The organism is Marinoscillum furvescens DSM 4134 (genome assembly GCF_003386095.1).
In the GTDB taxonomy this organism is placed as follows: Bacteria; Bacteroidota; Bacteroidia; order Cytophagales; family Cyclobacteriaceae; genus Marinoscillum; species Marinoscillum furvescens.
The window spans coordinates 36,325-49,985 of the sequence record NZ_QREG01000005.1 but is presented as its reverse complement, the minus strand read 5'-3'; the positions used below and the strand labels follow the sequence as shown (position 1 = coordinate 49,985).

General features: G+C 46.6%; 12 protein-coding genes. 6 read left to right on the top strand and 6 right to left on the bottom strand.

Annotation, left to right across the window (positions count from 1 at the left end):
• Positions 1 to 77 precede the first annotated feature (77 nt).
• Both C7460_RS07175 and C7460_RS07170 read right to left on the bottom strand, forming a co-directional pair.
• Positions 78 to 1,265 (bottom strand): PD40 domain-containing protein, encoded by a 1,188-nt coding sequence (locus tag C7460_RS07175; protein WP_115867418.1) that lies wholly within the window; start codon positions 1,263 to 1,265, stop codon positions 78 to 80.
• Positions 1,266 to 1,493: 228 nt separating this feature from the next.
• Positions 1,494 to 2,537: an RluA family pseudouridine synthase gene (locus C7460_RS07170; protein ID WP_115867417.1), complete on the bottom strand. Its 1,044-nt coding sequence runs from the start codon at positions 2,535 to 2,537 to the stop codon at positions 1,494 to 1,496.
• Between the two features lie 27 nt (positions 2,538 to 2,564).
• On the opposite strand from C7460_RS07170, the gene C7460_RS07165 reads away from it, so the two are divergent.
• The 3 genes from C7460_RS07165 to C7460_RS07155 are packed head-to-tail and all read left to right on the top strand — an operon-like array spanning position 2,565 to position 6,674.
• On the top strand, positions 2,565 to 3,467 hold the full coding sequence (locus C7460_RS07165) for a 1-aminocyclopropane-1-carboxylate deaminase/D-cysteine desulfhydrase (protein WP_115867416.1): 903 nt from the start codon (positions 2,565 to 2,567) through the stop codon (positions 3,465 to 3,467).
• Positions 3,468 to 3,490: 23 nt separating this feature from the next.
• The gene (locus tag C7460_RS07160) at positions 3,491 to 5,083 is read left to right on the top strand and encodes a hypothetical protein (protein WP_115867415.1); all 1,593 of its coding nucleotides are present in this window, start codon (positions 3,491 to 3,493) and stop codon (positions 5,081 to 5,083) included.
• Positions 5,084 to 5,117: 34 nt separating this feature from the next.
• Positions 5,118 to 6,674, top strand: coding sequence for a DUF5723 family protein (locus tag C7460_RS07155; protein WP_115867414.1), 1,557 nt, complete (start codon positions 5,118 to 5,120; stop codon positions 6,672 to 6,674).
• Positions 6,675 to 6,679: 5 nt separating this feature from the next.
• Here the strand turns inward: C7460_RS07155 and radA are convergent, their stop codons facing one another.
• The 3 genes from radA to C7460_RS23670 form a co-directional block, all read right to left on the bottom strand.
• On the bottom strand, positions 6,680 to 8,053 hold the full coding sequence (gene radA, locus C7460_RS07150; protein WP_115867413.1) for a DNA repair protein RadA: 1,374 nt from the start codon (positions 8,051 to 8,053) through the stop codon (positions 6,680 to 6,682).
• 32 nt (positions 8,054 to 8,085) lie between these two features.
• Positions 8,086 to 9,147 carry a prephenate dehydratase gene (gene pheA / locus C7460_RS07145; protein ID WP_115867412.1) on the bottom strand — a complete coding sequence of 354 codons (1,062 nt, stop codon included), beginning with the start codon at positions 9,145 to 9,147 and terminating at the stop codon, positions 8,086 to 8,088.
• A 185-nt stretch (positions 9,148 to 9,332) separates the two neighbouring features.
• A complete protein-coding gene (locus tag C7460_RS23670; protein ID WP_170147920.1) occupies positions 9,333 to 9,503 on the bottom strand; it encodes a hypothetical protein in 171 nt (56 codons plus the stop codon).
• A gap of 85 nt (positions 9,504 to 9,588) precedes the next feature.
• Here C7460_RS23670 and glyA point away from each other — a divergent pair, with 85 nt between their 5' ends.
• From glyA to rpiB, 3 genes are read left to right on the top strand one after another with little or no spacing between them, the layout of a single operon-like run.
• Complete coding sequence (glyA, locus tag C7460_RS07140) at positions 9,589 to 10,860, top strand: serine hydroxymethyltransferase (RefSeq protein ID WP_115867411.1); 1,272 nt, start codon at positions 9,589 to 9,591, stop codon at positions 10,858 to 10,860.
• A gap of 5 nt (positions 10,861 to 10,865) precedes the next feature.
• On the top strand, positions 10,866 to 11,708 hold the full coding sequence (tatC, locus tag C7460_RS07135) for a twin-arginine translocase subunit TatC (RefSeq protein ID WP_115867410.1): 843 nt from the start codon (positions 10,866 to 10,868) through the stop codon (positions 11,706 to 11,708).
• Positions 11,701 to 12,135 (top strand): ribose 5-phosphate isomerase B, encoded by a 435-nt coding sequence (gene rpiB, locus C7460_RS07130; protein WP_115867409.1) that lies wholly within the window; start codon positions 11,701 to 11,703, stop codon positions 12,133 to 12,135. Before tatC ends, rpiB begins: the two co-directional genes overlap by 8 nt.
• Here rpiB and C7460_RS07125 read toward each other — a convergent pair.
• A complete protein-coding gene (locus C7460_RS07125; protein WP_115867408.1) occupies positions 12,125 to 13,504 on the bottom strand; it encodes a DUF6427 family protein in 1,380 nt (459 codons plus the stop codon). The genes rpiB and C7460_RS07125 overlap by 11 nt on opposite strands.
• Positions 13,505 to 13,661: the final 157 nt, after the last annotated feature.

Sequence of the window (13,661 nt, the reverse complement as noted above, 5' to 3'; positions counted from 1 at the left end):
TCAAGCCAAAAAGTTAAGAGCGCGGACGGCTAGTCCCGTCCGGCTTGAGGACTTAAAAGGAATAAACAAGTGAGCCCTTAGTACTCCACTACAAACAGGTCCATTTCGCCAAGTGATTCTATTCGGTCTGAGCTGATCAGCGCCTGGCCTTCTTTTACCGGGCGGTAACTAAACTCATTGTCTGGAGTATTGATGGGCATGCCCAGGTTTATGGGATCTCCCCAGGCATTATTATCCACATCAAAAACAGACACATAGATGTCATACTTACCTACGCCTCCTTCTCGGTCCGAGCTAAAGTACAGCCTGCTTCTATCATCAGACAAATAAGGAAAATCTTCATTATAGCCCGTATTGATTTGATTAGAAATGCTCACTGGCACCATCCACTCTCCGGTACTTCGGAGCTTAAAAGACTCATACAAGTTTAGATTGCCCGTAGCATCCGGTGCCGAAAATATCACCCGGGTACGATGTGCGTTGATGTAAAGATGCCTGGCATCAGTCAGATCTGGCCCATCCACTGGTGTAGAGTTTTCACCAGCTTCTATTAGTGCTTTCAGCTGCTGCTCTTCCGGGTCCAGATATACTACTGCCTGGTTGCGCACTTCCACCAAATTAGCATGCTGCAGGGTCACATTTGTTGCCAACCACTCTTTAGGAGCCGACCAACCTTCTCCTGTCATATTAGCCTGATAGAGACGGTACTGACCTTCCTCTGCCCGATCTGATGCAAATACCAACTGCATGCCGTCACCAATCACATCTCCAAGAGCTTCACAATGAATGGTATTTACCGGGCTTTGCAGCGGCAAAATGTTTACAGACTTTGACCACTTTTGGAGATGATTGTAAATGCCCCGTACCTCTTGCACCTGTTGATTAAAGCCCGCTCTTCCTGTAGCTAACTGCAGGTACTCACCGAATGCCTCTTGCGCCTCACTTTGATTCATTCTTCTCAAATAAATCTTCCCCAACCAATAATAGTATTTAGGATTTTCGGCCTGCTCATTTTGGTACTTGATGTACCGTGACAAAGGCGAATTGCGGTAGCGCTTGCTCAATAAAGAACAAGCCTCCACTTGGTACTTGACCTCTGGTAGGTGGCGTATATACCGGAATGCTTCCAGTGCCTCATCATATTTTCCGCGCTCCATATAGCGCATAGCATCCTGATATACTTTTTCGTCATCTTGTGCCTGACTCGATAACGAACTCCCCAATACCAATAATGCTATTAGACTCCGTTTTACTTTCCCGTACATATCTGATCTTCAGCTGGATTTGTCATAAAAGTTAACAAAAAGGCCACTGAAATCATAATATTACGGTCACACCAGGTTTACGCAATTCACAACAATGAATGCTTTTTAATGGAGTATTTCCAACAATGCAATACTATAAATACAAATAATTCAATACCAGCTTTCGAATAATTCTATTTACTCGTGAGATTGTAAATAACCGAATTTTAACAAAAAAGTATAAAGACGTCACTCTTCTTCTTCAGGGCGATGGTGTGTTACGTACCCGCGCCATTTTTCCAGTACCGAGGAAAAATCTTCTGGCAATTCGGAATCAAACTTCATTGACTTACCCGTGACAGGATGAATAAACCCGAGGGTTTTGGCATGCAGCGCCTGACGTGGCATCAGCTTGAAGCAGTTTTGAACGAATTGTTTGTATTTAGTAAATACCGTCCCTTTGCGGATTTGATCACCACCATAAGTAGCATCGCTAAACAAGGGATGGCCGAGGTACTTCATGTGAGCTCGTATCTGGTGGGTGCGGCCTGTTTCTAGCTGGCATTTGACCAAACTCACGTAGTGCATGTCCTCGAGTGTTTCATAGTGCGTGATGGCATGCTTGCCAAAATCACCTTCAGGAAATGCTGCGGTAATACGTCGGTCTTTCAGGCTACGTCCCACATGCACATCTATAGTACCGCTAGGCGGCTCCGGTGCCCCCCATACCAGGGCGTAATAAGTACGCTCTATGCTGTGATCAAAAAACTGCTTGGCCAGACCGTTCATAGCGGCTTCTGACTTGGCGATGACCAACAGGCCAGAAGTATCCTTATCTATACGGTGTACCAGTCCTGGTCTCCCTTCATTTCCTTCCATTTCAGGAAGATTTTGAAAATGATACGCCAGGCCATTGACAAGCGTACCCGACCAGTTTTGATATGCCGGGTGTACCACCATACCTGCTGGTTTATTTACCACTAGCAGATCCGGGTCTTCATAGACTATGTTTAGCGGTATATCCTCCGGCACTACTTCATCTTCACGGGGAGGTTCTGTGAGGTAGATATGAATATCATCTCCCGGGTGCACCTTATAATTAGGCTTCACCTGATCGCCGTTTACTTTTACAAAGCCTTCCTTAATGCCCGCCTGTATTTTATTGCGTGTTACATTGGGAAGACGGTCCATCAAAAACTTATCTATTCGCAACAACTGCTGCTTGGGGTCTACCACTATGTGATGATGCTCAAACAACTCATCGTCCTGTAATTCTTCCTGTTGATCACTCATGGCCGCAAATTTACCTAACTTCGAGCTATGGCTGGTCTACCGTCTCCACTAGATCATATCTCCGTTCCACTTTTTAACCAGAAAGGCGTAGAGGTCTGGGTGAAAAGAGAAGACCTCATACACCCTGAGATCATGGGCAATAAGTGGCGCAAGCTCAAATACAACTTGCAGCACTATCACCACCATGACTACAGCGGCCTGGTCACATTTGGGGGTGCATACTCCAATCACATAGCAGCCACAGCAGCTGCCTGTCACGAGCAAAACATCCCCTGCATAGGCATCATTAGAGGCGAGGAGCTAAATAGCAATAGTAATCCTACTTTGCGTTTCGCTCATCAAAAAGGCATGCAGCTCGAATTTGTCAACAGATCCTTGTTTAGACAATACAGAGATGGCGAAAGCCTTCCCGCTCAGTTGGCAAATTACTATCGGGTACCAGAAGGAGGCACTAACGCACTAGCCCTGGCAGGCTGCAAAGAAATGCTCACAGAACTCGATGAGACATTTGACTATATCGCGTGCCCAATAGGGACAGCTGGCACCTTCGCTGGCATTCTTTCAGGAGTATCCCCGCATACCACCTTGCTGGGCTTTTCATCGCTAAAAGGAGACTTCATTCACCAGCAAGTTCGGGATATTCTCGCTACATACGGTATTGAAAATCAGTCTTATAGAATTTTTGATAATTACCATTTTGGGGGTTATGCCAAGACTTCCGCGGCCCTTATTTCATTTATTAATCGAACAAAACAGGAAACTGGTCTACAATTAGAACCAATATATACGGGAAAAATGTTTTTTGCCGTTTGGGATTTAATCGCCAAAGGTTACTTTAAAGCTGGTTCGAAAATCATGCTTGTTCATACCGGCGGCCTTCAGGGGATCGCAGGATTCCTCGAAAAACACAAAAAAAAGATTTTGCTTTAAGTGAATTTATCGATCTTTAAACCGTGAAAAAGTCACTATCCGCCCTATTTCTGATTACACTATTGGGTTGCAACATCGGCGACCTGGACATAGACAACCTCAAAGGCCCTACACTCAACTCACGTGTGGCTGTACCAATAGGTGAGGTCACCTACACTATGCGCGAGCTCCTGGACGAACTTGGAGACGAACAGCTGGGCCTACAAGAAGACAGTGCCTCCTTGCTTCAAATATCTTACTTTGATACTGCTACGTTTAGTGCGGCCGGTGATATTATTTCCATCAATGACGTCTCCAACTCTGCAAGTATCGATATCCCCGCCATACCTGCGAGCCTGGATAGTAGACAAGAAGTCATCGACACGGTATTTACCTTCGTGTACCCGGCAAGTGAAAATGAAGATCTGGACTCGATCTTTTACAACGAGGGAAACCTGCTACTCAATATTAACTCCAATGTGAGTAGCGAATTGGCCTACAGCCTGGACATCTCCAATACTCGCCTGGTCAGTAGTGGAGATCCGGTGAATTTTACAGGCAACCTGAGCTCATTTGGTAGTGAGTCGCAAAGTCAGACACTAGCAGGGCACAAAACAGATTTACTCTTCGAAAACGGAACAAACACCTTTCAGGTAGCTGCCCGTTTTACGATCTTTTTGTCACCAGGTGCCAGTACGTCACCGGGAGAGAGTATTTCCATGACCATAACCTATGCAGACCAGTCTTTTAACCTCTTGTATGGAAAGTTTGGCCAGGATACACTTGACGTAGGAGACGAAGAGTTAGACATTGGGTTTTTTAAAGACCTGGGTGATAAAGGACTAAAATTTGGCAACCCACGTATCAAGTTCAATTTTGACAATACATTTGGTTTACCACTAGGCGTACTGTTTAACCGCATGTATGGAGTAGACAGCACCTCCAGAGGCTATGACACCACTTTCCTAACAGGAGATGTCGCTGAAAGGCCCCAGCTTATTGCAGGGTCTGTTGCTCCTGGTGTAGACGCCACATCTACCATATTGCTAGACCGTAACAATTCGTCGCTTCAGGATTTTCTCGCTGGATCACCACAGTCGCTTGGATTTGACCTGCGTGCCATTGCTAACCCCGAGGACGGCAGTGTCAGCAACTTTGTGATGGATAGCAGCAGGATCACTACCTTCATAGAAATCACACTACCCATGGAGCTGGCACTAGACGATGCTGTACAGAATGTAAGTTTTGACCTGGGGTCTGGGCTCAAATTTGACGAAGCAGACTCGGTAACCATTCGAATCGTCTCAGAAAATGAGCTGCCACTCTCAGCTGATGTGCTACTGAGCATCGTGGATGAAAATGATAGCACGCTATATACTGCCCAAGAAGCCCAGGTATTGCAGGCACCTTTTCTAGACCAAAGCGGAGGCCTCGATCGAGTACGCCAGCTCACCACCGATATCCCCGTCTCAAAACAAGGAATTGAGGCTTTGGGCAATGGCAAAAAAATGAAACTTGCATTGATCATGAATACGCCTAAAGGCGCTGGAACGAATGATTTCTTTGTGAAAATACTCGCAGACTATGCACTCAATGTTAAAGTAGCCGTAGTAGGAAAACTGGCCATAGACCTGTAGGTATTTCGAATGATAATATGACCTGTCACCGACCATGAACAGTAAAAAAATCACATTCAAACTCCTGATGGGGTGTTTGGTGCTGCTGATATCCACTGCAGGGAGCGCCCAAACCAGCCTTTCGTTTCACCACCTGGGCAATGCTACCTTTCAAAATACCAACCTCAACCCAGCACTAATGCCTGAAGGCAAGTTTTTTCTGGGCCTACCCGTGATCTCAGGCGTCCACCTCAACTTCAACAATAAATTTGACTATAGTGATGTAGTCGTAAAGTCAGAATCAGAGTCGCAAATAAGTCTAAATTCATTTCTGGGTAGCCTTCAACAAAACAACATGACGCATGTATCATCTACGATATCACTGCTACACGTAGGCTTCAGGACGCCCTCAGGACTTACATTTTCGTTTTTTGCCAATGACCGCATCGAAGCAGATTTTCTATATAAGAAAAAAATGATGCAGATGGTGATAGAAGGCAATGGCAGTGTACTCAACGAGACGATAGACTTGAGCAAAACGAAGGTTTCGGCCACCTATTTTAGAGAATTGGGCATCAGTGCAGGCGCTACGATCCCACGGCTAGACATGACCTTAGCTGCTCGGCTCAAGTACATTCAGGGGATTGCCAATGCCAGTACTTCGCGTGATGCCAATGCCACATTCCGCACAGATGACATAGACTACTCTCTGCAACTAGAGCTACAAAATGCTACGCTAAACACGGCGGGTTTTGATGCGGTACAGGAAAACCCGGCCTACGCCATTGCCAATTCCAATGTGGGTGGGGCACTGGACCTGGGCATGAACTGGAACATGAATCGATACTACACCATCTCGGCATCCATCGTGGACCTGGGAATGATCTCCTGGAAAGAAGGTGTAAAAAACCACCATTTACGAGATACCTCCATGGTATATGGAGGCCTGGACCTCAAAGATCCTGAAAACCTGGAGCAAACCATCAAAGACACGCTGATCAACAAACTCAAGAACCGACGGGAGAAAAATCAGGATCCATACACTACATTTCTAAATCCTAAAGCCTATGTGAGCTGGGCCTATCATACGCCTACAGCAGGAGACCTGGTAGCCACCGCGGGTACACGGTATGTGCGCGGACAAATGAAATTTATGTTTGGCGCAGGTTACAGACATAAAATTGGCAAGGCGTTTATTGGCAGTGTAAATGTCACTAAACTCCCCCAACAGTTTTTGAATCTGGGTGCGGCTATAGCTGTGAATGGTGGTCCTACTCAGCTATACCTGGCTGCTGATCAGCTCGTAAACTTTGATGCTACCAAGTTCAAATCGTTTGACTTTCGCATCGGGCTAAACATCCAAATAGGTAAAAAGGTAGAAGAAATGGAATCTTCCTTTGCCGTAGGTGCCAATAAACGAAAAAGAGACCGCTCCAGATCATCTTCGCAGAGTTTCTTAGGTAATAAAGTGCGAGTAAAAGGCAAAGAGGGCATTTACACCATCATTACCAAACAGGGACGGAGAAAGCGCAAAGATTTTCTGCGCAAGAGCGACCCAATCCCTAAAGAAGGCAACGAGTTTAGAATGCCTTCACCTCCTCAAGACAAGTAACTTATTTAGTTGAAAAGCTCTTCGAAGGCTTCAGCCAAACGGCTGTAAGCCTTCACCTCGATATCAAACTTACTTAAGTCAAGGCCTTTGACGTTGTGCTTAGACACATAGATTTGGGCAAACCCAAGCTTCGCTGCTTCGGTGATTCGCGATTCAATACGATTTACCGCTCTGATTTCCCCTCCAAGGCCTACTTCTGCAGAAAAGCAAATAGAGCTAGGGATAGGGACGTCATCAAATGAAGAATAGATCGATGCACATATGGATAAATCCAACGCAGGGTCCACTACTTTGAGGCCTCCAGCCAGGTTTAGGAAAATGTCTTGTGTGCTCAGCCGTACACCGAGGCGTTTTTCCAGCACAGCCAGCAGCATGTTGAGGCGTTTCACATCAAATCCCGTGGTGCTTCGCTGAGGTGTGCCATAAGTAGCCGTGCTCACCAGAGACTGCACCTCTATCAGCAGTGGCCTGTTGCCCTCCAGGGTAGCACCTATGCCTACACCACTGAGAAATCCTTCGCGTGGTGAAATAAGTACTTCGGAAGGATTGGTCACTTCGCGCAAGCCAGCCTCTCGCATTTCATAGATACCCAGCTCAGAGGTAGAACCAAACCGGTTTTTGGAAGTCCGGAGGATGCGATAAGACAAATGTCTGTCGCCTTCAAACTGCAGCACCGTATCCACCATGTGCTCCAGTACTTTTGGGCCTGCAATGGCTCCATCTTTATTTACATGACCTATCAAAAACACTGGAACATTGGTCTGCTTGGCATATTTCATCAGCTTGCCAGTGCACTCGCGTACCTGAGAGATGGAACCTACAGACGCCTCTATTGCTTCGGTATGCAATGTCTGAATGGAATCAATGATTAGCAGATCCGGTTTGAGCTGCGCTGCCTGAGTCATGATGTTGGCCAGCGATGTTTCTGCCAGCAAAAAGCAATTTTCGGCGGTGATGCCTATACGCTCCGCCCGCATGCGAATCTGGTCCAGGCTCTCCTCACCTGAGGCATAGAGCGTTTTTACCTGCGGCATGCGAATGGCCATTTGTAACAGCAAAGTGGATTTGCCAATACCGGGCTCACCGCCTATCAGCACGAGAGAACCGGGCACGATACCTCCTCCAAGGGTGCGGTCCAGCTCGGCATTGCCTGTGCGCAAGCGCCGCTGCTCATCAAACTCCAACTCCTGAATTTTCTTTGGCTTATTGCGTACAGTAGACTCCTCCTGCCAAACTTCCTTTTCTGACTGGCCGGAGGATTTGGTGACCACCTCCTCCACGTAGGTATTCCATTCATTGCATGACGGACACTTTCCAATCCATTTAGGCGAATTAGCACCGCAGTTTTGGCAATAGTATGTCGTTTTGGTTTTAGCCAAAGGGATGATCTTTTTGGGTCAGAAAAATTGGATTAGCACAACTGCACGTAGCTGCCGAGCCAGGTGATGTTGTCTTTGTATGGCTTGATGGTATTCTGGATCTTCGGATCGTTGAAGTGACCCTCGAATTCCACAAAGAAAACATACTTAAAGGTCGTTCCCTCTTTTGCAGGGCGGCTTTCTACCTTGCAGAGGTTGATTCCTGCATTTTGAAACTGCTGCAAAAACCTTACAAGTGACCCGGGCTCATCCGGTAGGTTGGCTATCACAGACGTCTTGTCCTGATCACTCATCTGGTTGACAAAGTTTTGGCTGATGATCAAAAACCGTGTCTGATTGTCTGCAGAGTCTTGTATGTTGTTGTAAAGAATAGGCAACTCATACTGGCGCGCAGCAATAGGCGCACAGATGGCTGCTGCACCCTCTTCTTCACGGGCTATTTTACATGCTCGGCTCGTAGAGCTTACCGGTACTAGTTTTACAGGATGCTTAAAGTAGTCATTGAGAAAGTTTTTACACTGTCGAAAGGCGATATCTCTGGAGTAAACCGTAGTGACTTTTTCCAGATCATCCTCTTTAGACGCAAAAGCAAAATGAATGGGCAGCACGATTTCTGCTGCAATGGTAAGCTTGTGAAGCGCTAGAAAATCGATCGTTTCTTGTACGGTACCTTCCTGGTTGTTTTCGATGGGCACCACGCCAAATCGTGCACGCGAAGTTTTCACTGCTTCAAAAACCGAGGAAATAGAATCCAATGGGATGTAATCACTCATGGCTCCATATCGGCTTTCGGCTGCCTGATGGGTAAAACTTCCCTCAGGCCCCAAATAAGCAATGCGCTCCGGCAGCTCGTAGTTTCGGCTGACCGCAAAGATCTCAAAAAAGATAGCCTCTATAGCCGCACGATTGAGGATGCCGTTGCTATTTGCCTCTAGCCGGTCCACTATGGCCTTTTCACGCTCAGGGCGATATATAGCCGAATTGTCATTTCTTTTAAGCTCGCCTACCTGCTTCACGTATTCCATACGTTGGTTTAGCAGCTTTATAAGCTCATCATCTACCGCATCTATTTGCTTTCTCAGTTGGTCTAGCATTCTCTTCTACTTAAAGTTGAAAGCTAAATTAAGTCAACCCGCTAAGAATTGCGAAGAAATACGGCTCACAGGCAAAAACTCCGATGAAAATATGGTTTGATGGCTAGCATAAAACCAAAGGTAGTTCGCTAAATACAAGCTGGGCTTGCGTGGAGGGTAAACTATTCAGAAGGGCATTTCTCTGATCACAGATCGACGGGCATTTCTATCCACCCTGGGTTTCCGTCCCCTTCCTGATCTTGCGCTCTGAGCAACAGGGCATCCATAAAATTGCGATTGGTAATGTGGGGGGCATCCACTAATTTTGCCGCCTGATTAGGCAAACATGAACCCTGGTTTTCCTGATCATAGTTCATCAATAAGAATAACCAAAAGTTAGGTCTGTGCAGCCAGTGGAACCCCGATTCGGTTCGTGACCGCCAAAAGCAAACACTACACACAATGAAAAGAGACGAGAAACTATTTGCGCTCATCGAGCAGGAGAAAAAAAGACAAATCGAAGGTATCGAGCTGATAGCCTCTGAAAACTTTGCCTCTCCGCAGGTGATGGAGGCCGCCGGCAGTGTGCTGACAAACAAATATGCCGAAGGTCTGCCAGGCAAGCGCTACTATGGTGGCTGTGAAGTAGTGGATGAGGTAGAGCAGCTGGCAATAGACCGTGCCAAAGAACTCTTTGGAGCTACCTGGGCCAACGTACAGCCTCACTCTGGTGCACAAGCCAATGCGGCAGTCTTTCTTGCATGTCTGCAACCTGGCGATCCTATTCTTGGGTTTGACCTTTCGCATGGAGGGCACCTTTCGCACGGATCTCCTGTAAACCTTTCAGGAAAATATTACCAGCCTAACTTTTACGGGGTAGAAAAAGAAACTGGCCTTATCGACATGGATAAGGTAGAGGCAAAAGCCAAAGAGGTAAATCCTAAGCTAATCATCTGTGGTGCTTCGGCATACTCGCGCGATTGGGACTATGAGCGCTTTAGAGCTATCGCTGATGAAGTAGGGGCAGTATTGCTTGCGGACATCTCGCACCCTTCAGGGCTCATCGCACGTGGCTTGCTCAACGACCCACTGGACTACTGCCACATCGTGACCACCACCACCCACAAAACCTTAAGAGGCCCTCGTGGAGGACTGATTTTGGTAAGAGACGATATCGAAAACCCTTTTGGCATCACTACCGCCAAAGGTACAGTGCGTAAGATGAGCTCCATTCTGGACTCTGGCGTATTCCCAGGAACACAAGGTGGGCCGCTTGAGCATATCATCGCGGCTAAGGCGGTAGCATTTGGTGAGGCGCTTTCTGACGAGTACATGACCTACATCATGCAGGTACAGAAAAATGCCAAAGCCATGGCGGAAGCTTTCATACAGAAAGGATACGACCTGATCTCTGGTGGTACTGATAACCACCTCATGCTCATCGACCTCAGGTCTAAAGGGCTCACAGGAAAAGATGCCGAAAACTCACTGATCAAAGCAGACATCACTGTAAATAAAAACATGGTGCCTTTCGATGATAAGTCTCCATTTGTAACATCAGGAATGCGTGTAGGTACAGCAGCCATCACTACTCGAGGCACCAAAGAGGCAGACATGGTAAAAATTGTAGACTTTATCGATGAAGTGCTGTCTAACCATGAGGATGAAGCCAAGCTGGCCGAAGTGAAAAAAGCGATCAACAGCTGGATGACTAATTTCCCGCTTTACTCATAAACTGAATGCCACTCGATCAGATAGAGGATGAAGTAGAAATGACCTTTTTGGACCACCTGGAAGAGCTCCGGTGGCATCTGATTAGGTCATTGATTGCTATTATGATTTTTGCAGTTGGGGCTTTTGTAGCGAAGACTTTGGTATTTCATACCATCATTCTTGGCCCCAGCCGTGTGGATTTCTGGACTTACGATATGCTCTGTAAGCTTTCAGAAATGCTCAAATCTCCAGCACTATGCATCGAAAAGCTTCCGTTCATAATTCAGAGCCGAAAAATGACCGGGCAGTTTTCCATGCACGTCACTTCATCTTTCGTGATCGGTATTATCTGTGCATTCCCATATGCTTTTTGGGAAGTCTGGCGATTTATCAAACCGGGACTTTACCCTCGTGAACGCAAAGCAGCACGTGGAGCTACGTTTTACGTGAGCTTGCTTTTCATTATGGGTGTTATGTTCGGCTACTTCATCGTCACGCCCATTTCTATCAACTTTTTATCCAACTACCAGCTAGACCCAACGATCCTCAACGAGTTTGATATCATCTCGTATGTCTCTACGGTGATCACACTGGTGCTTGCCTGTGGCATCTTGTTTCAGTTGCCCATAGTGGTGTTTTTCCTTACCAAAGCAGGACTCATCACTCCGGAACTTTTGAAAACCTATAGACGTCATGCTATTGTAGTGATCCTGATATTAGGAGCGATGTTGACACCTCCGGATCCATTTAGTCAGATACTTATAGCCATACCTCTATTGGGACTGTATCAGGTGAGTATTCTAATCTCCCGAAGGGTGATCAACAGGGCTGCGCGAGAAACCACAGAAATTGTAAAAACTGATGAGTAAAAAAATAGCCGTAGGTGGCGATCACGCTGGATTCCACCTCAAAGAACAAATTGTAAAAATGCTGGAAGCTGAAGGCCACGAAGTGAAAGATTTCGGGCCATACAGCACTGATTCTGCGGACTACCCAGACTTTGTACATCCGCTATGTGAAGCTATAGAAAGTGGAGACTATGAGTTCGGAGTTCTAATCTGTGGCTCCGGACAGGGAGTGACCATCACGGCCAACAAGCATCAAAAAATCAGAGCGGCACTGTGCTGGGACACAGACCTGGCAGAAGCCACCCGTCAGCATAACAACTCCAACGTGATCTGCCTGGCAGCCCGCTGGACGGCACCTGCTTTGGCTGAGTCTATGGTAAAAACCTTCGTAGCTACAGCGTTTGAAGGTGGGCGCCACCAACGCCGAGTAGACAAGATCAGTTGCTAACCTGTACGTATTGTCCTTCACCCACTGGGCGATACCGCTTGGCCAATGTAGGAAATCGATAGAAAATGCGGTCCATCACACCCCACTCGTCCACGATCACTTCGGGGTGCGAATGGTCCAGCGCCTTGTAGAGCTCAGACGCCTCATCATAGTAGTCAAGACCGGAGAGTTTTTGTTTGCCAATAAATGGGTCTAAAAAGGGGCCTGCCAGCTCCTGGCCATAGTACTGCCTCAGGTCTAACCCTATTCCCATAATGCGGCTACTTTCCTCATGAGGCAACTCCTCATCCACTCGCAGATCTTCTAGCTCAGGGTGATGCAACCACCAAAAAGGATAAGCCAATAAAGCCACCACGATCAAATACGGCATAAGGGCCTTCCATATACGCTTTTGAAGCCCAAGCAGGTAATACACCAAAAAAAAGGTAACTGAAGGCACCAGAAACACAAGGTCGGCAGTAGACACCTCCCGAGTGATAGCGGTCACCATAATTCCTCCAAGGAAAAACAATATCATCACCTGCTGCATCTTCTGCTGAAAATTGGTGAATCGCTGCGTAACGAATACAGAAACCCCCAACAAAGCCGCAGCTACGAGTAGTCCACCTACTTTTAGCAATAACACATAGTTGATATAAAAAACTTTAGGCTTAATGAGGCCGGCTACAAAAAAGTCGAAAAGGAAGTCATCCGCTGCATTGAACCAAAAGAAATAGCACCAGACCAAAACCACGGGAATCAGTGCTCCATAGATCAGCAACAACAAGCGACGAAGAACTGCCGAAGAGAAAAACACGAAACTTAGCAAAAACACAAAAAAGAACACCGACGCGGGCAAATAAAACAACGAAGCTGTGCCCAGGTAGAGACCGGAAATCAGAAAAAGTTCGTCGGTTACTACATTATCTATTCTTCTAAAAATCTGGTTGAGCGACAGCAAAACAAACGTAAGCGCCATCAGCTGAGGTGAAAGTGCCAGAAAATCCCCCGTAGAAGACATGACCACAACGTACAAAAATGCCGCAACGTAGTGGTTTTCATCATAGGCTTTGTTGCGCAGGAGGGTGCTATTAAAGATCCCTGCCTGAAGGATAATAACCAGTGTGCTGAGCAAAATATGCGGCCACCTGTTTTGGCCAAACAGGATATCCAGCCACTTATAGACCATTACAGCCAGTGGGCCTGTACTATCGAAAAGCTCCTGATACATGGTAAAACCATCACCCAGACGCTGCCCTACCAGTAGCCACTTGAGCTCAGGCAGAGAAAGCGGAAGACCAACAGCCACCCAAATAACGCGGACACTCACTAAAATGAGGAAAACGAAAATGAGCCGATAGGGATCGTTTATGCGAAAAAACTGTAGCAAAGTATCTGGAAAACGCTTAAAGTTCGGTTCGAAATTAACAAATATTATTCACGCCATTGCAGTCCTATTGTGATGAGGGCAAATAGTGTATCCAATTGCTGATTGGTTCGTTGGATTGAAAGAAAGCGAAAAGGGAGTAGCCCGCTAATAGCTAATT

Excerpts from the sequence above, each read along its gene's own strand:
- C7460_RS07175 (WP_115867418.1), bottom strand. The coding sequence starts at position 1,265 with ATGTACGGGAAAGTAAAACGGAGTCTAATAGCATTATTGGTATTGGGG.
- C7460_RS07170 (WP_115867417.1), bottom strand. The coding sequence starts at position 2,537 with ATGAGTGATCAACAGGAAGAATTACAGGACGATGAGTTGTTTGAGCAT.
- C7460_RS07165 (WP_115867416.1), top strand. The coding sequence starts at position 2,565 with ATGGCTGGTCTACCGTCTCCACTAGATCATATCTCCGTTCCACTTTTT.
- C7460_RS07155 (WP_115867414.1), top strand. The coding sequence starts at position 5,118 with ATGAACAGTAAAAAAATCACATTCAAACTCCTGATGGGGTGTTTGGTG.
- pheA (WP_115867412.1), bottom strand. The coding sequence starts at position 9,147 with ATGCTAGACCAACTGAGAAAGCAAATAGATGCGGTAGATGATGAGCTT.
- C7460_RS23670 (WP_170147920.1), bottom strand. The coding sequence starts at position 9,503 with ATGAACTATGATCAGGAAAACCAGGGTTCATGTTTGCCTAATCAGGCG.
- glyA (WP_115867411.1), top strand. The coding sequence starts at position 9,589 with ATGAAAAGAGACGAGAAACTATTTGCGCTCATCGAGCAGGAGAAAAAA.
- tatC (WP_115867410.1), top strand. The coding sequence starts at position 10,866 with ATGCCACTCGATCAGATAGAGGATGAAGTAGAAATGACCTTTTTGGAC.
- rpiB (WP_115867409.1), top strand. The coding sequence starts at position 11,701 with ATGAGTAAAAAAATAGCCGTAGGTGGCGATCACGCTGGATTCCACCTC.